The following is a 20,933-nucleotide window of genomic DNA, read 5'->3' as shown; positions in this document are numbered from 1 at the left end:
TAAATTTGACCTATAATTAATCAACAAAATCCATTAAAATGAGAGTATTAGCAATAGACGATGAACAATTAGTTCTCTTACCCTTAAAAAAAAGATTAGAAGAATTAGGTTATAAAGTGAGTACAACAACAGATGCCAATGAAGGAATTGGAATCTTTAATAGAATTAAACCAGATTTAGTAATTGTAGATATTAATATGCCAGATGTTTCTGGTATAGAATTTATTAATCACATAAGAATTAATAAAAACTCATCAACACCAATAATCGTCTTATCTGGTAATACCAGTCCTGATGTTATTACCGAAGCCTTCAAATTAGGTATTAATGATTACATAAAAAAACCAACAAGTTTAGATGAAATTTGTGCACGTATTAAACGTTTAAACATTTTTTTCGAAACACATTAATTTAATTTTTAAAAACTATAATCATGAAAATATTAGCCATAGACGATCAACAATTAGTATTACTTCCTTTGCAAAAAAGGTTAAAGGAATTGGGATATGATGTTAAGATTGAAATAGATCCAAATAAAGGTATAGCGCTTTATGATGCATACAATCCAGATTTAGTAATTGTAGATATTAATATGCCTTTCGTTTCTGGTTTAGATATTGTAAAACATGTTAGGAATTCTAAAAACGCTAATACACCAATAATGGTTTTATCTGGAAATACTAAAGATGAAACAATTACTGAAGGTTTTGAATTAGGTATTAATGATTACATGAAAAAACCGTTAAGTCTAAATGAAATTAGTGCACGTGTAAAACGCTTAATTGGTGCTCCAGAAACTGAAAATATTGCTAATAATAGTAATGTTATGATTCAACAACGCTGTGTTGGAGTTGTAATACCTTGTTATAATGAAGAAGAACGTTTGTTAAGTGAAGAGTTTATTAGTTATATCGATAAAAATTCTGGTTACCATTTATGTTTTGTAAATGATGGTAGTAAAGACAAAACTTTGGAAGTTTTAAAAGATTTACAAAAAGGAAGAGAAGATTTTATTACGGTTTATGATTGTGAGAAAAATGGCGGTAAAGCTGAAGCTGTTCGTTTAGGCATGTTGCACATGGCAAAAAAAGAAGATTTAGATTATATAGGTTTTCTTGATGCCGACTTATCCACAGATTTAGCAGATTTTGATGATTTAGTAAAAACTATTGAAACATCGGACTTTAAAATTGTAAGCGGATCAAGAATATCAAGAATGGGTGCAAACATTACAAAAGAGTCTGCTCGTAAAATAATTAGTTTAACAATTAACTTTATTATTAGAAAGATTTTAAAAATGGATTTTAAAGACACACAATGTGGCGCCAAAATTTTTAGTAAAGATGTCATAGACATTGCTTTTGGAAAAAAGTTTGTAACGCAATGGATATTTGATGTTGAAATTTTTAAAAGGATGTCTCAACATTTCGGTTTAAAAAAAGCAAGAGCAATTTTATGTGAGCAACCATTAAAAAGATGGATTCATGCTGATGGTTCAAAGCTTTCAATGAAAGACTCCGTAAAAATTATTGGTCAATTAGCTCAAATAGCATGGGTTTATAGAGGCAAAAAAATAAGCTCTAAACTGTTAAAAGAAAGTTCATTTAAAATAGCTTAACGTTAAAACATACACAAGATGAAACGTATAGGTATTATTATAGTATGTCATAATGATGAAAAAAATATTGATAAGGATAAGTTTATTAAGCATTTAAATAAAACTAAATATTTAGATCTATGTTTTGTAAATAACGCAAGTAGAGATACAACATATCAAGTTTTAAAAGATATAAAAGAAATGAGTAAAACAAATGTTTCAATTGTAGATATCAAAAAATTCAAATCTGATATTTCTGCAGTACGTTCTGGTGCTAGGTTTATGTTTAGCCAGTTCGATTTGAAACATATAGGCTACGTTAGCACTAATTTGTTAAACAATAAAAAGCATAGTATTAGTGGTGTAATAAAACATATAAGAGAAAATCAAGATGTTATTTTAAATTACAATAACAAGCTTAAAGAGAAAAGTAGCATAAAAAAAACATTATTCCAAAGTGTGTTTTCTATAACAGATTATTTAGAAAAAATTAATTAACAAAAAGTAATGAAAGTATATCCTATAAAATTTAATCCCATTTTAAAAGAAAAAATTTGGGGAGGCAATAAACTATTTAGCGTCTTAGGAAAAGGTGAAGATAAAGACAATATTGGTGAAAGCTGGGAAGTTTCAGATGTTAATGGAAATGTATCGGTTGTAAGTAATGGTTTTTATAAAGGCGATAGTCTAAAAAAATTGCTTGAAGCACATAAAGAAGATTTTATAGGAACTAAAAATTTTAACAATTTTGGAACTAATTTCCCTTTACTTATCAAGTTTTTAGATGCTAAAACAGACTTATCTGTTCAAGTACATCCAGACAATAAAATGGCTAAAAAACACCACAACTCCTTTGGTAAAACCGAAATGTGGTATATTATGGATAGCGATGATTGTGCAGATATTGTTTTAGGTTTAAAAGATAAAAATACTAGCCCTAAAATGCTAAATCATATTACATCAAAAAATGTTGATACTATTTTTAATAGAGAACAAGTTAAAAGAGGCGATAGCTTTTTTATTCCAGCTGGAAAAATTCATGCTATTGGTGCAGGTGTGTTAGCAGCTGAAATTCAACAAACTTCAGATATCACATATCGTGTTTACGATTGGGATAGAGTAGATAATAATGGACAAAAACGTGAATTACATACTCAATTAGCAGAACAAGCTACTAAAGAATTTGAAACCGAATCTAAAGCTAATTATTTTTTAAAAGAAAACAGTAGCGCTAGTTTGGTAAGTTGTGAGTATTTTACAACCAACATTTTGGAAGTTAGTGCTTTACAAGAAAAGCAATATGATAACTTAGATTCTTTTGTGATTTTTATGTGTGTTGAAGGGAGTGCTAATATTTCAGTAGATGGATCAACTGAAACAGTAACAACTGGAGAAACCATTTTAATTCCTGCAAAAGCTAAAAAGGTTATTCTTAATTCTAATCAAGCAAAACTATTAGAGGTTTATATTGATAAATAAAATGTTTAACCACCAATAGTAATCATACTTCTATTGTTATTATGTAGTTTAGGTTCTTTTAGTTTTTCCAAAGTGTTCATGCCACCACGAACTTTAAATTTAGCTTGAACAGCTTTTTGAATAATAGCCTCTATGGAATTTCCATTCCTCAACGCAGATAGTAAATCTGATTCTCCAGAAGAAAATAAACAATTTTTTAATTGGCCATTGGCTGTTAATCTTAATCTGTTGCATGAATCGCAAAACGGATTAGTAACAGAACTAATTATTGCAAAACTGCCTTTATAGCCTTTAATTTTGTAGTTTTTTGATGTGTCATTAGGTGCGTCTTGTAACCGTTCAATTTGATTGTCTTTATAAGTTGTATTAACATAAGTCATTACTTCTGCATAAGACACCATTTTACTCATATCCCATTTATTGCCATCAAAAGGCATGAATTCAATGAAGCGAACAGTAATAGGTAAATCTTTTGTAAAATTGATAAAATCTATAATTTCATTATCATTAAAACCCTTCATTAAAACAGCATTTACTTTTACTGTAAAGCCTTCTTCTACAAGTAATAGAATATTATTGTAAACTTTTTTAAATTCATGTCTGCGAGTGATGTGTTTAAATTTAGCTTCGTCTAATGAGTCAAGACTCACATTAATTTTTTTAACCCCATTGGTTTTAAGTATATCTATAAATTTATCAATAATAACAGCGTTTGATGTTATTGAGAGTTCAACTGGTAAGGTTGCTAATTTTTCTAAAATTACAGGGATATCTTTTCTAATTAAGGGTTCACCACCTGTTAGTCTAATTTTAGTTACACCATGGTCTACAAATGTTTTAGCAATGTCATAAATCTCTTCATAAGTCATTAAATCGCTTTTAGGAGATAACTTTACACCTTCTTCGGGCATACAATAAGTACAACGTAAATTACATCTTTCAATTAATGAAATGCGTAAGTAAGCATGGTCTCTACCATGTGTGTCTTGGAGTATGTTTTTATGTTTATCCATTAATCGTGTCTTGCACCTTTTAAAATTCTAAAAATATGTAATACAGATGGGAATATGGCGTCCATAGACTCTTTGGCGCCATTTGTAGAACCAGGTAATGCCAATAGTAATGTATTATTTATTGTACCTGCAACACTTCTAGAAAGCATGGCAAAAGGCATGCGATCTTGTCCATAATTTCTAATAGCTTCTTCAATACCAGGAATGCGTCTATCTAAAATAGGTATTAAGGCTTCTGGTGTTACATCGCGTCCTGAGAGACCAGTACCACCAGTATAAATTATTAAATCGACACCTTGTTTTTCAAAACTTTTAGCTTTTTTTTGAATAATCTCTTTTTCATCTGGAATAATTACATATTCAGATAGTGTAATATCACAAGTTTTTAACTTTGTAATAATAGCTTTTCCGGCCTTATCTTCTTTATGTCCTGCTGAAATAGAATCACTACACACAACAACGGCTGCAGTTAAATCTTTTCTAAATTTATCTCTAAAATCTGATTTTCCACCTTTTTTGGTAAGCAATTTAATAGCATGAATTTCTATGCCTTTATCAATAGGTTTTAACATGTCGTACATATTTAAAGCAACAACACTAGCACCGTGCATAGCTTCAACTTCAACGCCTGTTTTGTAAATGGTTTTTACAGTAAATAAAATTGTTATTTCTAATCCATCTATTTTATATTCTATACCAGTAAACTCAATAGGTAAGGGGTGGCAATCTGGTAAAATATCTGGTGTGCGTTTTACACCCAACAAACCTGCAGCTTTGCTCATAGCAAATACGTTGCCTTTTGGTACAGTATCATTTTCTATTGCAGAAATTGTTTCTGGTTTACTAACTTTTACAACGGCTTGAGCAATTGCGGTTCTTAGTGTGGTACTTTTGTGAGTTATATCTACCATTTTATGTTGATATGTTGAATTTTAGTTATTCTCGACTTAACGATAAATTTCTAAAACAAATTAAACATTTAAGAGTTTACTTTCCATTGATGACTCTCATCTTCAAAAATCTCTTTCCCAAAAACAGGAACATCTGCTTTTATAGCTTCTACTATAAATTCTAGAGCTTCAAAAACCACTTTTCGTCTTGGTGAAGACACAAATACAAATAAGCAAATTTCTCCTGCTTTTACAGTGCCAAGGCTGTGGTAAATATGCATACAAGTTAAATCGAATTTAGCAAAGGCAGATTCTCTAATCTCATGAAATTTCTGATTTGCCATATCCTCATAAGCCGTGTATTCTATAGCTGAAACGGTTTTACCATCTATTTCATCTGCTCTAACTTGACCTAAAAAAATATTATGTGCACCTATACTTGTTTTTGTTTGATGTTTGTAAATAGAATTCCCTATAAAATCTGAGGTTATAGCGCCTTCTTTAAATACGCTTTTTGGTTTTTTATCTTTCATTTGTGAATGTTTTTGTGTAATTATTTAATTCTAATGCGCCTTCTTTTAAACTAAAACAGTTTGTAATATGTGCGTCTTGTAATATTGTAATCGCTCGTTTACTTCTAATTCCTGATTGGCAGAAAAGCACTTTCTTTTTATTTGAATCTATTTTGTTTAAATGGCTTTCTAACTGACTTAATGGAATGGAGGTTACTCTTAAACCTTCAATTTTTGGTAATTCATTTAATTCTCTTACATCAATAAATTGAATGTTTTCTGCTGGTAATAATTCTGTTACTGAAACTATTGGTGTTTCAACTTCACAATTAACTTGACTATTTCTATTTTCAAAATTGTCTTTATCTATTAAAACAGAATGAATCTGAACTTCATTTCTGTTTATTTTTAATGTTAAAGTATGAGATGTTAAAGCATTATAACAAAGTAATTTTCCTGAAAGCACATTTCCAATTGCTAAAACGATTTTTAAAACTTCGTTTGCCAGCATGCTACCGATAATACCCGGTAAAACACCTAAAACTCCAATTTCTGAACAATTTGGTACGGTATCTTTTTTTGGAGGATTAGGAAACAAACATCTATAACTTGGTCCGTTATTATAATTAAAAACAGATACTTGACCTTCGAATTTATAAATGGCTCCAAAAACTAAAGGCTTGTTAGTAATTATGCAAGCATCATTAACCAAATAGCGAGTTTCAAAATTATCTGAACCATCAACAATAATATCGAATTCACTAAATAGAGGAATAGCGTTTTTATGTGTTAATTTTTCTGGGTAAGCAATAATAGAAATTTCATTATTTAAATCATCTAATCGGCTTTTGGCGGCAATTGCTTTATTATGTCCTAAAGAAGAACTACCGTAAAGTACTTGGCGTTGTAAATTTGAAATATTTACTACATCAAAATCGATTATACCAATTGTACCAATACCTGCAGCAGTAAGATATTGTAGAACCGGACAGCCTAAACCGCCAGCTCCAATAACTAAGACTTTAGCGTTTGAAATTTTGTCTTGACCTACTTGACCAATTTCTGATAAAATGATATGTCTGTTGTATCTTCCCATAATAAATTATCCCCCTGCAAAAGGTGGTAATAATGCAATTTCTGCTCCAGTTAATTCGGTTTCAATAGAAACTAGTTCTTGATTTTGTGCTACTTGAAAATCTATACTCTTAAGTTTGTTATATTTTTGATTTAGTATTTCTAATAATTCAGAAACTAGACGTCCATTAAGCTCTAAAGATTCTTCTTCTGTATTTGTTATTTCTGCTATTTGACCAAAATATTTAATGTTTATATGCATCTTCTAGTGCTTTTAATTCGGTTTTAGTGTTAACATTTATTGTGGTAATCGCGTCTTCTTCATCTAACACGATATTCTTTGATTTACAACTGTTAATAGCGAGCCGTAATCGTCTTTCATCATTTTTTAAAAATGTATTAAAAGTACTTGCTACTTCTTTTTTATACAACGCTATTAATGGCATGCTTTTTCCATTGCTTTCAACTTGAATAATTTGCGAGGTATCATCAATATTTTTTATTAATTTCTCAAGTATTTGAGATTTAATCAAAGGGATATCGCAACTTAAAATTAAATTGTAATCTGTTCTAGAGGCTTCTAATCCAGAACAAATTCCAGCAACGGGACCAGCATTCTTAGTAATATCTGCAATACGTTTAAATCCGAAAACATCATAGTCCGAATTATCAGAAACAATAATAATCTCAGAAACTAAAGGGGTTAAAGCATTTATACTATATTTTACAAAAGGTTTATTGTTTAATAATAAAAAACCTTTATCTGTTCCCATTCGAGAACTATTTCCGCCGGCTAAAATAATGCCTGTTATGTCCTTTTTGTCTATCATTTTAAGTAAATATTAATTTGCCACAAGCTATAATTAATACAAAAGCTAAAATATATCGTAAACGCTGGTTGTTAATGATTTTACTTCCATAATAGCCACCTAAAACACCACCCGTAAGAGCAATCGCAACAAGTAAGAAAGATTCTTTTTCTAGGCTAACACCAACGCTAAACTGACCAATTAATGCGGAAGCAGAATTAACCCATATGAATAGAGCAGAAACCGCCGCTGCTTCTTTCATTTTTCCCCAATGTAATAATAGAATTAAGGGGGTTAATATAATTCCGCCACCAATTCCAATAAGTCCAGAGAAAAATCCAATAACAGCCCCTATAATTAACCCTTGCCAACGTTTTACTTGTTTTATGTGTTGGCTTTCTTTTCCAAAAACGTTTAGCATTTTTAGAATAGCAAATACTAATAAAACGGCTAATACTTTTTTATAAACTGAGGCATCAATATCAAATCGTCCTCCTAATAAAGAAAAGGGAATTGATGTTATAGCAAACACTAGAAAAAGCTTTTTATTAAAATGTCCGGCCTTGTAATAGTAGTAAAATGAAATTCCTGCAACAAAAATGTTAAGCAACAGGGCAGTAGGTTTCATACTTTCTGGCGCAAATGAAAACAAAGCCATTAATGCCAAATAACCACTAGCTCCGCCATGACCTACACTAGAGTATAAAAAGGATACTATAGGAAGGATAGCTAGAAAGAGATATATGTTTTCGGTTTTGAGCATATTAATGCCTAAAGTGTCTAAAATTAAAAGTGTCTAAAATCATGTGTTTCCATAAGTGTGTTAAAGTTTATTAGAAATTGAAGTGAAAAGTGCTAAAAGTTCTTTTGCTTCTTTCATTAAAGGGTTAAGTTTTTCGACTTCAATCCAATTTAAATCGTATATTATTTCTAGCCAATATTCGGTTTCACTTGCTTCACTTTCAGATATTTTTATTTTATTTTTAAAATCTCTTTTACTCCTTGATCTATTTGCTTCACGGTAATTAGCACCAATGCTTGTGCCAGATTTTGTAATTTGATTTTTAATAACTTTTGCTTCAATTAAGTTTGGTAATGCACTAGATAATTTGATAATAGATATTCCAAATTGTCTTGTTCTATATTCTAAATTTTTAGCAAATTCTTTATTATCCATGTGTTTTAAACTTTAGGCATTTTAAGTATTTATAACTCAAGACACTTATAATAAATTTATTTTATCAAGTTGTTTATCTAAAAACTCCCAGCAATTTTTATTGATTTCATCGAAAGCCATAACTAAAGACTTTCCATACTCTGTAAGTTCTGCACCGCCGCCACCTTTGCCGCCAATACTATTTATGGTTACTGGTTTTTTAGCTGATTTATTTACTGAGTCCAACATTTGCCAGGCCTTTTTATAGGATATGTTTAAAGTCTTTGCTGCTTTTGATAGCGAGCCAGTTTCTTGAATGGCCTTTAATAAATGTACTCTACCTTCGCCAAGGAGCACATTGTTTTCGGACTCAATCCAGATTCTACTTTTTATTTTGTATCTCATAATACTTTTTTAAACAGGTAATTGAATGACTTCAATAATATCACCCTTGTTTATTTTTGTAACAGTTTCAGGTGCATAGACTAATGCATTTGAAAGTGCAAAAGTTTGTAACATGGATGAGTTTTGTCCTTCTAAAATTTCAACAAATCCATCTTTTAAAATGGCTTTTAAAAATTGAGGTCTATCGCCTTTCTTTTGAAAATTTGATATTGATTTGGCTTGTATTCGTGGTAATTCTAAAATATTTCGATGCATCATTTTTTGCAATGCGATATACACATAAATATAAAAGCAAGATAGCGCCGCAGCAGGATTACCTGGTAAAGCAAAAATTTGAGTATTATCTTTTTTTCCAAAGAATAGTGGTTTTCCAGGTTTTTGTTTCACTTTATAAAAAAGTTCTTCAACTTCCAATTCTTTTAAAGCTTTGCCAACAAAATCATAATCACCTACTGATATGCCACCAGTAATTAAAACTAAATCATTATCATTAATTACTGTATTTAGCAGTTTTAGTGTATTATTATAATCGTCTTCAACTTTATATAGCGTTACATCATAAAATTTTAAACTGTATAGTGTACTCAATAGCATTTTTGAGTTACTTTCATAAATTTTGCCATAAGTTAATTCTTGTCCAGCTTCAATCAATTCACTACCGGTTGTTACAATAGCTATATTTGGCTTTTTATATACAGTAACTTCTGTGATGCCTAAAGAGATTAAATAACCAATTGCTGCAGGCGTTAACTTAGTATCTTTTTTTAGGGCTACATCACCTGTTTTAACTTGTTCTCCTAAAGGGCGAATATTAAGTTCTAATGAAATATTATCTTTTATAGTTATAGTTTTACCATTTGATTCTACTTTTTCCTGCATCATAACTGCATTAGCAGAATTAGGTACAGGGGCACCAGTAAAAATTCTAACAGCATCACCTTTTTTTAAAATAGGTTGATGGTCATCACCAGCTTTTACTTCACCTATTAAGTTGTAATTTACATTGTCATATAGATTTAAAGCATATCCATCCATGGCAGATTGCCTAAAAGGAGGCATGTTAATAGGGGATATGATATCTTCAAATAACAAATATCCACCAGCTTTTTCAACCTTTTTGACTGTCTTTTTTTGTAATGCTTTACTATGTTCTTTAACAATTGAAATAGCATCAGTAATTGAAATCATAATTAAATGCGTTATGTCCTAACAAATATAACGAATATGGTTTAAGTATTAATAATTAGATTTTAAAAAAAATATAAATTATGAATATGAAAAAAAAATACAGTTCACTCAATCAAAACTGCATTACACTAAAACTAGGTTTTTACAATTCCTTAATGTTAATAGTTTAGAGGAAACTAAAAAATAATATCATGAAACAGCAATTAAATCTTACAATTAGCAAACCGTGCTCAGAAAAATTCAATCAGTTTAACAAAACTAAAAATGGAGCGTTCTGTAATTCATGCAATAAAGAAGTTGTAGACTTTAGGAGTATGAGTGATAAACAATTATCTAACTACTTTAAAAGTAAAGCAAGTAATACATGTGGGTATTTTGATACGTCACAATTAAATAGAAACATTACAATTTCAGAATTTAAAAAGCGAACTAGATTTAAATATTTAAGAGTTGCAGCACTAGCTTTTTTGTCTTTAGCATCATTTAATTACATGCAAGCTCAAGTTCAAAAGCCCAAAACAGAAATTATTGAATCTACTAAAATTAATACTAAAATTGGTAAAACTCCCGCACAAGAACAGCGGCTTTCTGGTACTGTTGTTGAAGAATTTGGACCTTTACCAGGAGCCAATATTATATTAAAAGGTACAACAGTTGGTACATCTACTAATTTTGATGGTGCTTTTATATTTCCAAAAGCTTTAAAAGAAGGTGATGTTTTAGTGGTTAGTTATCTAGGTTTTGTAACAAAAGAAATTAAGATAAAAAAAGAGCAAACAAAGATAAATACCATATTAAATATTGAATTACAGCAAGATGTATCTTGTGTTTTAATGGGTGAGGTGGAAGTAAATAATGTCTACCAATCTAAACCTACATTATGGCAAAAAATAAAACGCATTTTTTAAATGAAAAAAATGCTCACCATATTTATTTTGCTTTTAAGTTTTTTTATTGAAGCACAAAAATCGGATTTTAAACACATTAATTTTAATAAAGCAGATAGTATAGCCAATTCATATAAGGGCTCTAGTTTAAAAAACTTGCCAGTTTTGGTCTATAAGCTTACAAATAACTTAGACACCCAAGTAGAAAAATTTAGATCCATTCATACTTGGGTTTGTTCTAATATAACTTCCGATCATAGTTTTGGAGAAACTACTTTAAAAAAGCGTAAAAAGTATAAAAATGACAGTATTTCATTTTCTAAATGGAATAATCAAGTGTTATCAAAAATGTTTCAAAAACTTCTTAAAGAGAAGAAAACTATTTGTTCTGGTTATGCTTATTTAATTAAAGAACTTACAACTTTAGCTAACATAACATGTAAAATTGTTGATGGTTATAGCAGAACTACCTCAAGAAATGTGGGCGAAATAGATTTTCCAAATCATTCATGGAATGCCGTAAAATTAAATGGCAAATGGTATTTAGTAGATGCTACTATGGCAAGTGGATATTTTAATATTAATACATACAAATTTGTTCAAGATTATAATGAAGGCTATTTTTTAGCATCACCTAACTTATTTAACAAAAAAAATTATCCTTTAAATTCTAAATGGCTCTTATCAGAAAACAAACCAACAATTAACCAATTTGTTAAAGCTCCTATTGTTTACGGTAGTGCATTTAAAAATGCAATTATTCCATTAACACCTGAAAAATTAAAGACAAAAATAAGAGTTGATGAAACTATTGTTTTCAAATTTGAAATTTTAGATGAGTCTAAAATAAAAGATATGCGACTTACTATAAGTAGCGGTTTTAGTAGTAAAACGATTCAGGCAAACCTTTTTAATTGCAAAAACAGAATTTTAAAATTAAAGAATCAATTTTCAAAAAAAGGAAATTATATAGTACATTTTATGGTAGATAAAGACATTGTGTTTTCTTATTCTATTAAGGTAGAAAAAAGTAAGTATAAGTCTTTATAATATTTCAATCATTATGTAAGTTTTTTTATATCTTCAACCATTTAAATTCAATTCTATATAAATATGAATTCTTGCTTTCGCAATATATTCCGTGTTATACTATTTTACTTTTTTTTATTTAATTTTTCTTCAGCTATAGCGCAATGTGCAGGTACAGATTCAGAAATAACTATATGTAATAAAGAAGCAGACCCAAGTTTACAAACACTTAATTTATTTGATGTATTAATAGGCGAAACCCCAGGAGGAAACTGGATCGCACTAAGTAATTTTGACTCGGATGCTTTAGAGGAATCTACAGGAATTTTAAATCTATGGGAAATTAATAGGTTTGGTCCTCATGCTTTTACTTACATGAACCCTGCTTGCGATACTAGTACTGCAACAGTCATTATAAACTTAGGAGGTTATCCAGGGGAAAGTAATCAAAACCCTGGAACTAATAATGTCTGCCAAGTTCTAAAGGCAGATGATGATGATTCGGTTAATATTATTGACTTATTCATATTTATTGATACTATTAACGATTCAATAGGGCCAGATGTAGGTGGTACTTGGACAGAAGATGCCAGTAATATGGCAACAGGAGTTTTAACTGACGAATTTTTTAATTTCGGCAATGTTCCAATAGGTACTTATACTTTCACATATACCATACCTCCAGTTAATGGCTGTTCGTCACGTTCTGCTATAATTGATGTTGAAGTTAGAAGATCTCCAAATCCAGGTATTCCTCAAAATTTAAATTTATGTGAAACAGATGATATGTCTGGATTAACAGCTTTAAATCTTTTCTCTAGGTTAGACGATGAAGATACTAATGGTGAATGGACAGATATTAGTGACCCTATAACTGGCGAAATTTCAAGTGGGGTAGATTTTGAAATTAATGTGCAAAATATTTATAATAATTTTGGACCTGGTTCATATAGTTTTGCCTACGAAGTATTACCAGAACACCCAATATGTGAAGAGCAAATTTCAATTTTCACAGTTTGTATAGAAGCACAATTAGTTCTTGAAGCAACATTTGATGTAGCTTGCAACGGATTAGTTACTTTAACATATAACAATACACTTTTAGATAATGGGTTCTATGATTTGTCTTATAATGTTACAGGTAGTGAATTAGGCACACATACAAATACTCAAAATGTTAACTTCCAAAATGGAACTGCTACATTTAATTTATTTCCAGATCTTATATTAACTACTAGTGAAACTTTAACCATAGAAATAACTGATATTTCATCACCGCCGTCTTGTGGCACAGGTATTCCATTATGTACTTCTTCATTAACAGTTCCAACATCAAATGTTGATTTGTTTTTAGAACCTTCAATTTCGGTTTCTTCTACTTCTGGTTGTGAGCTTGATGATATTTTAGTCACTTTTATAGATGTTATTGATGCAACATTTATTCCAATTGATGGATCACTATCAGTATCGTATGCTATAAATAGTATAAATTTTACTGATGAAATTGTTTTTTCAAATGGAAATGCAACTATAACATTACCTTCAAATCGTTTTATACAAGGCACCAATGAATTAATTTTTTATGAGTCAAATACGTTTGTGCATTGCGGAGATATAATCAAAACATCTATTCTTAATTTAATTCCACCACCACCAAATCCAATCTTTAGTATTGTTCCAGATAATAGGTGCGATGCTACTAGTTTGCAGTTTGGTTTTGATAGTCCTTCGGGAGAATTTATTACATATAATCCTGTAACTTTCGATATTTACTTATTGGGGAGTGAACCAAATCAGTTTGAACCTCGAGATGAAAGTGTGTCTTTAACAAATAACACACAAGGCGATGGTATTGATATAAATCTAACAAACAGTAATGATGTTAGTCTACTACCTGATGGTGATTATGTATTTATAATTAGAAGTGTACAAGATGATAATGCAACTTGTAGGGGTCTAAGTCAAATTGAAATTGATAATTATGAAGCACAAGGTATTAATATTGGATTGACTCAAAATGGTACAGAACATATATTTGATGCACGTTTAACCTTTAGAATTGGAGATGAGGAACCAGCAACATTAATTAAAAACACTTTTGAAGTTTGTTTACTTACAGGTCCAGTAACACTAAGCGATTTGTCAATATTTGCTGGCCCTGATGTTGATATAACTGTTACAGATTTAGCAGGAACATCGTTGCCAGATACTTATGAAATTACCGAAGATGAAGTGTTTAATGTTATTTTTAATAGCGCTATTACAGGGTGCGATTTAGGATCAGATCAAATAATGGTTACCATAGTAACTCAAGCTTCCTCACCTGTTTTGAACACTAATACTTTTTGCTCTTTAGTAACAAATACAGTTGGCGATTTAGATGTTTCTGGTCAAGATATCATTTGGTATGACTCAGAAATGGAAGGAACAGCCTATAATTTATCAGATATTATAGTTAGTACTAAAGCATATTGGGCAGAAATTACAATATCAGGAGGATGTACTAGTGCAAATAGAACACAAGCTGAAATAAATTTTGTTGAAAAAGCAAGTACACCTACACCGCTTGTAAACGAATTTTGTTCATCTGCTACACCAACTATAAGCGATTTGTTAGTAGAAACTTCTACTGCTAAAATACAATGGTATACATCTGAAACAGGAGAGGCATATACTAGTACATCTTTACCATTAGATAGTACTAAGGAATATTGGGTTTCTCAAACAGCTATAGAGGGGTGCGAGAGTGATCGTATTCAAGTTACTTATACAGTTACAGATGTAGCTCCAAACCCTGTGCCTTTAAATAATATTTATTGCACAGCCGGAGGAATGGTTTTCACTATAGAAGATTTAGAGTTTACTGATGCTTCTATATCAAGAGAAGGTGAGATTTTTTATTTTTTGGATGCAGCTGGTACAACATCAATACCATTAACAGAATTACTAGAGAATGTCTCAAGTCCAATTTATGCTCAACAAATTATAGCAGGAACCTGTGAAAGTACTATTGTAGAAGTTAATTTTACGCTTTTAGATATTGCATCAAAGCCTACAATATCAACCATAACTATTTGTTTAGATACCAATCCAACAATTCAAGATTTAATAACCCTTATTCAAGCTGAAACTTCTAGCACTATAATACTATATGAGAACGAAACGATAACAACACCTATAGATATTAATTTTGAGCTAACAATGTATTCTGGAGATATTTATGCAGCACAAACCTTTACTGAAGGTTGTGAAAGTGAAGAAAGAACACTTGTTAATGTCACGCTATCAAACCCAAGTATTTCAAATGATGATTTTATAAGTGCACATTGCAGTATAGATATACCAACTTTAGAAAATGTGTATTTAGGAAGTGAAAATGTATTATGGTTTGATGAAAATGATAATCCTTTATTCGAGTCTGAAATATTACAAAATGGCATGTCTTATTTTGCCCAAATAGAAGAGGCCACTTGTAAAAGTGAAACTTTAGAGATTGTTATAACTTTAGTTGATATTATACATCCTTTGCCAAATTCAGTTCAAGCAGATTTTTGTGGAATTGAAGAAAAAATAATTGCAGATTTATTAGAAGATGAAGCTGGAAATACACGATTTGTAATTCCAATAAATCATACTTTAATTTGGTATGATTCAAATGATGTTTCTACAAGGAATTTATTAAATACTGATTCTGTATTAGATAATGGAATCTATTATGCCGTATATGAAGTAAACACGATAATTAATGGAGAAAGTGTTATATGCGAGAGTAATGCAGTAGCAATAACGGTAGACTTAACTGTTTGTTCTACAGAAGAGTTAATAATACCCGATGCTTTTTCGCCTAACGGAGATGCTATTAATGATACTTTCGAATTGAAAAACATAGAATTTGTTTATCCTGATTATGACATAGAAATCTTTAACAGATATGGTCGAGTTGTTTTTAAAGGTAATCTAGAATCTGGCTATTGGGATGGTAAAAGTAACCAATCAGGTTTTTTGAGCAACAATATACTACCTACAGGTGTATATTTTTATGTAATTAATTTTAATCGATTTGATACAAAACCATATCAAGGACAAGTTTATTTAAAACGATAATGACTAGCAATACCAATTCAAAAATGCAAAAATATATATTTACTGTTCTATGTGTTGTATTGTTTTTCAATATGTCAATAGCACAGCAAGACCCACAATTTACGCAGTACACTTATAATATGAGTGTTGTTAATCCTGCTTACTCCACAACCGACTTTGGTGTTATAAATTTTGGTGCTAATTATCGTAAACAATGGACAAATACCATAGGTAGTCCTAGAACCTTATCATTTTTTGCGCATACGCCTTTTAATGATAAGATTGAAATGGGAGTAACATTTACAACCGATCAAATAGGGCAAGATGTTATTGAAATAAATGAAAAAAATATTAATGTAGATTTTGCTTATCTTTTAAATATAAATGAAAATAGTAAGCTATCATTAGGGTTAAAAGCGGGTTTTACTTTATATGATTCTGCTTTTTCAGGGAAACTAATTAATCCTAACGACCCAACCTTTACTAATAATGTTAACCAAGTATATCCGGCAATAGGAGCTGGAGCATATTATTTTACTAATCAATATTATGTTGGTTTTTCTGCTCCTAATTTTTTGCGTACCACACAACTAGATGATGCTGTTGTGGCTACAAAACAAGGTAAAGAGGAGGTGCACTTTTATATGATTGGTGGTTATGTATATCCTGTAAACGAGAATTTAAAATTAAAACCTTCATTTATGGCTAGGGCTGTTAAAGGCGCTCCTATTAATTTAGATGTATCGTTAAATGCTTTAATACACGATCGCTTTGAAGCAGGTCTTTCATATAGGCTAAACGATGCTATTAGTGGTATAGTAGGGTTTAGAGTTACACCATCATTCAAAGTTGCTTACTCGTATGATGCTACTATTTCAGATTTTTCTAATTATAACAACGGATCTCACGAAATTGTGTTATTGTTTGATGTGTCGCTATTCGGTTTAAAAGAAGGATATAAAAAATCGCCAAGATTTTTCTAAAACTATTATTGATGAAAAAATTACTACCAATATTTGCTTTCATATTTATGTTTTCTGGGTTTGCTCAGGAAAAAGAATCTTCGGTAAAAAAGATTTTTAATAATGACTTAAGAAAAGCTAATACCTATTTTGAACGTGCGGACTATGCGAAAGCCATTCCGTTTTACGAAAAAGTAAATACAAAACAGCGTATTACCCAAGTTGTTGAAAATTTAGCTACATGTTATTATAATATTGGCGATCTTAAATCGTCTGCGAGACTATATGGTTATTTGGTTAACAGCAAACGGGGTAATAAAACAGACGAGAATGTATTTAAGTACATTCAAGCACTTAAAGCTTCTGGCAATTATAAAGATGCAAATAGTGTTAGTCGTGAATTTCTTTTAGAAAAAGGAGATGTCGCAGTTATAAAAGCTTTTGATGCTGAGGTTGTAAAGCAAGAAAATATTATAGCAATTGGTAATCGTTATAATCTAGAAAACTTAGCTATTAATACTGAGAATTCTGAATTTGGAATGTTACCTTATCAAGATGATTTAGTGTATGCAGCGTCAAAAAAGGAAGTACATAAAAAGAATATTTTTAGTAGTTACTATGGTTGGAACAATCAGCCATTTCTAGATATATATAAGATTCATAAAGATAGTATTACAAAAGGGAATATAGCTTCAGAGTCTATTTCTAATAAAATAAATACGAAGCTTCATGAAGGTTCTGTGGCTTTTACCAAGGACCTTAAAACCATGTATTTTACACGAAATAATTATACTGAAGGTAAGGAGGTAAAAGATGATAAATCTGTTACCCATTTAAAAATTTATAAAGCAGAATTAATTGAAGACGTTTGGACTAATATTGAAGCGCTTCCATTTAATGGTGATGATTTTTCAGTAGAACATCCGGCATTAAGTCCAGATGGGACACGTTTGTATTTTGCTTCAGATATGCCTGGTACTTTAGGTGAATTCGATTTATTTTATGTAGATGTAAAACCAGATGGTACTTACGGTGCGCCAGTAAATTTGGGTTCTAATATAAATACCGAACACCGCGAGCAATTTCCATTTATTGCAGAAAATGGCGATTTATATTTTTCTTCAAACGGACATTTTGGTCTTGGAGGTTTAGATGTGTTTTGGTCTAAGAAATCTGGAACTAGTTTCCAAAATCCAGATAATTTAGGATTGCCAATTAATTCTGGATATGATGATTTTGCTTTTTATATAGATAATACATTAAAAGCTGGGTATATATCATCAAACAGGTTACAAGGAAAAGGGAGTGATGATATTTATAGTTTTAGAGAAATAAAACCTCTAATAATTGAAGATTGTAAGCAGTATATTACTGGTATAGTTACAGATAAAAATACTAATGAAGCTATTCCAAATTCAAAAGTCACATTTACTCTAGTTTCAGAAAATAATAATGACATAATAGCTACATGTATTACTAAAAACGATGGTGCTTTTAATGATATTATTAATTGTGAAATAACTCTTATAGTTAAAGCAAGTGCCGATGGTTATGAAGCTGCCGAACGCAAAATTATAATTGGGGATGAAAGAAATATAAAAAACGATGCTTCTTTAGCATTAGTATCTTTGGCTTCTATTTATAAAAAAGAACAAGAAGTAAAACAGAAAACATTTGAAAAACAACAAATGCTTGAACTGGAAAAACAACAACAAGAAGCTGATAAGCTTAAAACGGAAACACAAAAGAAAGAAGATCGAATAAATAAAATTATTGCAACTGAACCTAATATTAAGAAAATAAATGATAAGCTTGTTATTACAACAGACGATATAAATTTTGATTACAAACTTTGGTACATACGTAAAGATGTTAAAAAAGTATTACAACCAGTTTTAGATTTAATGGGTAAATATCCAACTATGCAAATTGAAATAGAATCGCATACCGATATTAGAGGGAATAAAGCGTATAATAAAGATTTGTCTCAAAAAAGAGCAACATCAACAAAAGAATATTTAGTTTCAAAAGGTATAGAGTCCTTTCGTATTACCGCTATAGGTTATGGCGAATCTCATCCAATACAACAATGTGAAACCGAAGATTCTTGTAATGAAGAAGAGCATGAAATAAATAGACGCTCAGAATTTGTTATTAAGAAATTATAATACAAGTCTGAAGTTTATTTCAATTTTAAAATACATTTCTTACATTTAAGCAGTAAACAAAATATATGCTTAAAAAAGTTTTTGCAAGCGCCGTGTTCGGTGTAGAAGCTTCAACAATTACAGTTGAGGTGAATGTAGATAAAGGAATAGGTTACCATCTAGTTGGTTTACCCGATAATGCTATTAAAGAAAGTAATTTCAGAATTGCCGCAGCACTTCAAAATAACGGATACAGAATTCCAGGAAAAAAGATTATTATTAACATGTCTCCTGCAGATTTACGAAAGGAGGGAAGTGCATACGATTTAACACTAGCCATTGGGATTCTAGCTTCAACCGACCAAATTAAAGCCGAAGATTTAGATAAATATTTAATCATGGGCGAATTGTCTTTAGATGGTAGTTTACAACCCATAAAAGGCGCCTTACCAATAGCTGTTAAAGCTAGAGAAGAAGGTTTTAAAGGATTTATTCTACCTTCTCAAAATGCTAAAGAAGCAGCTATTGTAGATAATCTCGAGGTTTATGGTGTTGAAAATATTGAGCAAGTCATTAATTATTTTGATAAAGGCGAACCGTTAGAGCAAACCATAATAAATACGAGAGAAGAATTCGAAAAAAACCTAGATTTCCCTGAGTTTGATTTTTCCGATGTTAAAGGACAAGAAGGTATAAAACGTTGTATGGAAATTGCGGCAGCTGGCGGACATAATATAATATTAATTGGCCCTCCTGGTGCAGGAAAAACTATGTTAGCTAAACGTTTGCCGAGTATTTTACCACCTATGACCTTGCATGAAGCTTTAGAGACTACCAAAATTCATTCGGTTGTTGGTAGAGTAAAAGATACTGGTTTGATGGCTCAACGTCCATTTAGAAGTCCTCATCATACTATTAGTAATGTTGCTTTAGTGGGTGGTGGCAGTTATCCGCAACCTAGTGAGATTTCCTTATCCCATAATGGTGTTTTATTTCTAGATGAATTACCAGAATTTAAACGTGAAGTTTTAGAAGTAATGCGCCAACCATTAGAAGACAGAGAAGTAACAATCTCTAGAGCAAAATTTACAGTAACCTATCCATCGTCATTTATGTTGGTGGCGAGTATGAATCCTAGCCCGAGTGGTTATTTTAACGATCCTGATGCTCCTATAACATCTTCGCCTGCAGAAATGCAACGCTATTTAGGAAAAATTTCTGGTCCTTTATTAGACAGAATCGATATTCATATTGAAGTTACACCTGTACCTTTTGATAAGTTAAGTGATGATAGAAAAGGTGAAACATCAGTAGATATTAGAAAACGTGTAACAAAAGCACGAGAAGTGCAAACCAATCGATTTAAAGATTCTGATACTGTACATTATAATGCACAAATGAATACCAAACAAATTCGTAAACATTGTGTATTAGATGAAAGTTCTAAGCAATTATTAAAAACAGCTATGGAACGATTAAATTTATCTGCTCGAGCTTATGATAGAATCCTTAAAGTTTCAAGAACAATTGCTGATTTGGAAGGAGATGAAGTAGTTAACGGTACACATATTAGTGAGGCTATTCAATATCGTAGTTTAGATCGTGATGGGTGGTTAGGGTAATTTATATGTGTTAATTATAAAAACACATATAAATATTTAAATAAATTAAACTGATGATATTAACCAGAAATAATTAACTT

At 30.6% G+C, this 20,933-nt stretch carries 20 protein-coding genes; 10 read left to right on the top strand and 10 right to left on the bottom strand.

Annotated elements, in window-relative coordinates:
- Positions 1–38: 38 nt before the first annotated feature.
- Genes Q0842_RS07525 through Q0842_RS07510 form a run of 4 tightly spaced genes read left to right on the top strand, consistent with a single transcriptional unit; the run spans position 39 to position 3,076 of the window.
- Positions 39–410, top strand: a complete 372-nt coding sequence (locus Q0842_RS07525; RefSeq protein WP_298496268.1) for a response regulator transcription factor — start codon at positions 39–41, stop codon at positions 408–410.
- A gap of 23 nt (positions 411–433) precedes the next feature.
- Positions 434–1,618 carry a glycosyltransferase gene (locus Q0842_RS07520; RefSeq protein WP_298496266.1) on the top strand — a complete coding sequence of 395 codons (1,185 nt, stop codon included), beginning with the start codon at positions 434–436 and terminating at the stop codon, positions 1,616–1,618.
- Positions 1,619–1,636: 18 nt separating this feature from the next.
- Positions 1,637–2,095, top strand: a complete 459-nt coding sequence (locus Q0842_RS07515; protein ID WP_298496264.1) for a family 2 glycosyl transferase — start codon at positions 1,637–1,639, stop codon at positions 2,093–2,095.
- A 9-nt stretch (positions 2,096–2,104) separates the two neighbouring features.
- Positions 2,105–3,076, top strand: coding sequence for a type I phosphomannose isomerase catalytic subunit (locus Q0842_RS07510; protein WP_298496262.1), 972 nt, complete (start codon positions 2,105–2,107; stop codon positions 3,074–3,076).
- A 5-nt stretch (positions 3,077–3,081) separates the two neighbouring features.
- Here the strand turns inward: Q0842_RS07510 and moaA are convergent, their stop codons facing one another.
- The 10 genes from moaA to Q0842_RS07460 form a co-directional block, all read right to left on the bottom strand.
- Positions 3,082–4,089 (bottom strand): GTP 3',8-cyclase MoaA, encoded by a 1,008-nt coding sequence (gene moaA / locus Q0842_RS07505; RefSeq protein WP_298496260.1) that lies wholly within the window; start codon positions 4,087–4,089, stop codon positions 3,082–3,084.
- Positions 4,089–5,000: a bifunctional molybdenum cofactor biosynthesis protein MoaC/MoaB gene (moaCB, locus tag Q0842_RS07500; RefSeq protein WP_298496258.1), complete on the bottom strand. Its 912-nt coding sequence runs from the start codon at positions 4,998–5,000 to the stop codon at positions 4,089–4,091. Before moaCB ends, moaA begins: the two co-directional genes overlap by 1 nt.
- A 68-nt stretch (positions 5,001–5,068) precedes the next feature.
- Positions 5,069–5,512, bottom strand: coding sequence for a molybdenum cofactor biosynthesis protein MoaE (locus Q0842_RS07495; RefSeq protein ID WP_298496256.1), 444 nt, complete (start codon positions 5,510–5,512; stop codon positions 5,069–5,071).
- A complete protein-coding gene (locus Q0842_RS07490) occupies positions 5,502–6,587 on the bottom strand; it encodes a HesA/MoeB/ThiF family protein (protein WP_298496254.1) in 1,086 nt (361 codons plus the stop codon). Before Q0842_RS07490 ends, Q0842_RS07495 begins: the two co-directional genes overlap by 11 nt.
- 6 nt (positions 6,588–6,593) lie before the next feature.
- Positions 6,594–6,827: a MoaD/ThiS family protein gene (locus tag Q0842_RS07485; protein ID WP_298496252.1), complete on the bottom strand. Its 234-nt coding sequence runs from the start codon at positions 6,825–6,827 to the stop codon at positions 6,594–6,596.
- Positions 6,811–7,395, bottom strand: coding sequence for a molybdenum cofactor guanylyltransferase (locus Q0842_RS07480; protein WP_298496250.1), 585 nt, complete (start codon positions 7,393–7,395; stop codon positions 6,811–6,813). Before Q0842_RS07480 ends, Q0842_RS07485 begins: the two co-directional genes overlap by 17 nt.
- A gap of 1 nt (position 7,396) precedes the next feature.
- The gene (locus Q0842_RS07475; RefSeq protein ID WP_298496248.1) at positions 7,397–8,137 is read right to left on the bottom strand and encodes a sulfite exporter TauE/SafE family protein; all 741 of its coding nucleotides are present in this window, start codon (positions 8,135–8,137) and stop codon (positions 7,397–7,399) included.
- Positions 8,138–8,197: 60 nt separating this feature from the next.
- The gene (locus Q0842_RS07470) at positions 8,198–8,551 is read right to left on the bottom strand and encodes a four helix bundle protein (protein ID WP_298496246.1); all 354 of its coding nucleotides are present in this window, start codon (positions 8,549–8,551) and stop codon (positions 8,198–8,200) included.
- Positions 8,552–8,596: 45 nt separating this feature from the next.
- Positions 8,597–8,935, bottom strand: coding sequence for a LysR family transcriptional regulator (locus Q0842_RS07465; RefSeq protein WP_298496244.1), 339 nt, complete (start codon positions 8,933–8,935; stop codon positions 8,597–8,599).
- A gap of 9 nt (positions 8,936–8,944) precedes the next feature.
- Positions 8,945–10,123: a molybdopterin molybdotransferase MoeA gene (locus Q0842_RS07460; RefSeq protein ID WP_298496242.1), complete on the bottom strand. Its 1,179-nt coding sequence runs from the start codon at positions 10,121–10,123 to the stop codon at positions 8,945–8,947.
- A 191-nt stretch (positions 10,124–10,314) separates the two neighbouring features.
- Here Q0842_RS07460 and Q0842_RS07455 point away from each other — a divergent pair, with 191 nt between their 5' ends.
- From Q0842_RS07455 to Q0842_RS07430, 6 genes are all read left to right on the top strand, one after another.
- The gene (locus Q0842_RS07455; RefSeq protein ID WP_298496240.1) at positions 10,315–11,031 is read left to right on the top strand and encodes a carboxypeptidase-like regulatory domain-containing protein; all 717 of its coding nucleotides are present in this window, start codon (positions 10,315–10,317) and stop codon (positions 11,029–11,031) included.
- Positions 11,032–12,060: a transglutaminase domain-containing protein gene (locus Q0842_RS07450; RefSeq protein WP_298496238.1), complete on the top strand. Its 1,029-nt coding sequence runs from the start codon at positions 11,032–11,034 to the stop codon at positions 12,058–12,060.
- A gap of 63 nt (positions 12,061–12,123) precedes the next feature.
- Positions 12,124–16,143: a gliding motility-associated C-terminal domain-containing protein gene (locus Q0842_RS07445; RefSeq protein WP_298496236.1), complete on the top strand. Its 4,020-nt coding sequence runs from the start codon at positions 12,124–12,126 to the stop codon at positions 16,141–16,143.
- Positions 16,144–16,166: 23 nt separating this feature from the next.
- Positions 16,167–17,105 (top strand): type IX secretion system membrane protein PorP/SprF, encoded by a 939-nt coding sequence (locus tag Q0842_RS07440; RefSeq protein ID WP_298496234.1) that lies wholly within the window; start codon positions 16,167–16,169, stop codon positions 17,103–17,105.
- 11 nt (positions 17,106–17,116) lie between these two features.
- Entirely contained in the window at positions 17,117–19,252 is a 2,136-nt protein-coding gene (locus Q0842_RS07435) for an OmpA family protein (protein WP_298496232.1), read from the top strand.
- A 65-nt stretch (positions 19,253–19,317) separates the two neighbouring features.
- On the top strand, positions 19,318–20,853 hold the full coding sequence (locus Q0842_RS07430; RefSeq protein ID WP_298496230.1) for a YifB family Mg chelatase-like AAA ATPase: 1,536 nt from the start codon (positions 19,318–19,320) through the stop codon (positions 20,851–20,853).
- Positions 20,854–20,933 lie beyond the last annotated feature (80 nt).

Origin of the sequence: uncultured Algibacter sp. (assembly GCF_947495675.1) — a bacterium.
Classification (GTDB): Bacteria; Bacteroidota; Bacteroidia; order Flavobacteriales; family Flavobacteriaceae; genus Algibacter_B.
Note: the sequence above shows the minus strand (reverse complement) of the source record. Positions and strands in the feature narration are given on the sequence as shown.

What these genes read in the sequence shown, in the direction of transcription:
- Q0842_RS07525 (WP_298496268.1), top strand. Translation starts at nt 39, where the DNA reads ATGAGAGTATTAGCAATAGACGATGAACAATTAGTTCTCTTACCCTTA.
- Q0842_RS07520 (WP_298496266.1), top strand. Translation starts at nt 434, where the DNA reads ATGAAAATATTAGCCATAGACGATCAACAATTAGTATTACTTCCTTTG.
- Q0842_RS07515 (WP_298496264.1), top strand. Translation starts at nt 1,637, where the DNA reads ATGAAACGTATAGGTATTATTATAGTATGTCATAATGATGAAAAAAAT.
- Q0842_RS07510 (WP_298496262.1), top strand. Translation starts at nt 2,105, where the DNA reads ATGAAAGTATATCCTATAAAATTTAATCCCATTTTAAAAGAAAAAATT.
- moaA (WP_298496260.1), bottom strand. Translation starts at nt 4,089, where the DNA reads ATGGATAAACATAAAAACATACTCCAAGACACACATGGTAGAGACCAT.
- moaCB (WP_298496258.1), bottom strand. Translation starts at nt 5,000, where the DNA reads ATGGTAGATATAACTCACAAAAGTACCACACTAAGAACCGCAATTGCT.
- Q0842_RS07495 (WP_298496256.1), bottom strand. Translation starts at nt 5,512, where the DNA reads ATGAAAGATAAAAAACCAAAAAGCGTATTTAAAGAAGGCGCTATAACC.
- Q0842_RS07490 (WP_298496254.1), bottom strand. Translation starts at nt 6,587, where the DNA reads ATGGGAAGATACAACAGACATATCATTTTATCAGAAATTGGTCAAGTA.
- Q0842_RS07485 (WP_298496252.1), bottom strand. Translation starts at nt 6,827, where the DNA reads ATGCATATAAACATTAAATATTTTGGTCAAATAGCAGAAATAACAAAT.
- Q0842_RS07480 (WP_298496250.1), bottom strand. Translation starts at nt 7,395, where the DNA reads ATGATAGACAAAAAGGACATAACAGGCATTATTTTAGCCGGCGGAAAT.
- Q0842_RS07475 (WP_298496248.1), bottom strand. Translation starts at nt 8,137, where the DNA reads ATGCTCAAAACCGAAAACATATATCTCTTTCTAGCTATCCTTCCTATA.
- Q0842_RS07470 (WP_298496246.1), bottom strand. Translation starts at nt 8,551, where the DNA reads ATGGATAATAAAGAATTTGCTAAAAATTTAGAATATAGAACAAGACAA.
- Q0842_RS07465 (WP_298496244.1), bottom strand. Translation starts at nt 8,935, where the DNA reads ATGAGATACAAAATAAAAAGTAGAATCTGGATTGAGTCCGAAAACAAT.
- Q0842_RS07460 (WP_298496242.1), bottom strand. Translation starts at nt 10,123, where the DNA reads ATGATTTCAATTACTGATGCTATTTCAATTGTTAAAGAACATAGTAAA.
- Q0842_RS07455 (WP_298496240.1), top strand. Translation starts at nt 10,315, where the DNA reads ATGAAACAGCAATTAAATCTTACAATTAGCAAACCGTGCTCAGAAAAA.
- Q0842_RS07450 (WP_298496238.1), top strand. Translation starts at nt 11,032, where the DNA reads ATGAAAAAAATGCTCACCATATTTATTTTGCTTTTAAGTTTTTTTATT.
- Q0842_RS07445 (WP_298496236.1), top strand. Translation starts at nt 12,124, where the DNA reads ATGAATTCTTGCTTTCGCAATATATTCCGTGTTATACTATTTTACTTT.
- Q0842_RS07440 (WP_298496234.1), top strand. Translation starts at nt 16,167, where the DNA reads ATGCAAAAATATATATTTACTGTTCTATGTGTTGTATTGTTTTTCAAT.
- Q0842_RS07435 (WP_298496232.1), top strand. Translation starts at nt 17,117, where the DNA reads ATGAAAAAATTACTACCAATATTTGCTTTCATATTTATGTTTTCTGGG.
- Q0842_RS07430 (WP_298496230.1), top strand. Translation starts at nt 19,318, where the DNA reads ATGCTTAAAAAAGTTTTTGCAAGCGCCGTGTTCGGTGTAGAAGCTTCA.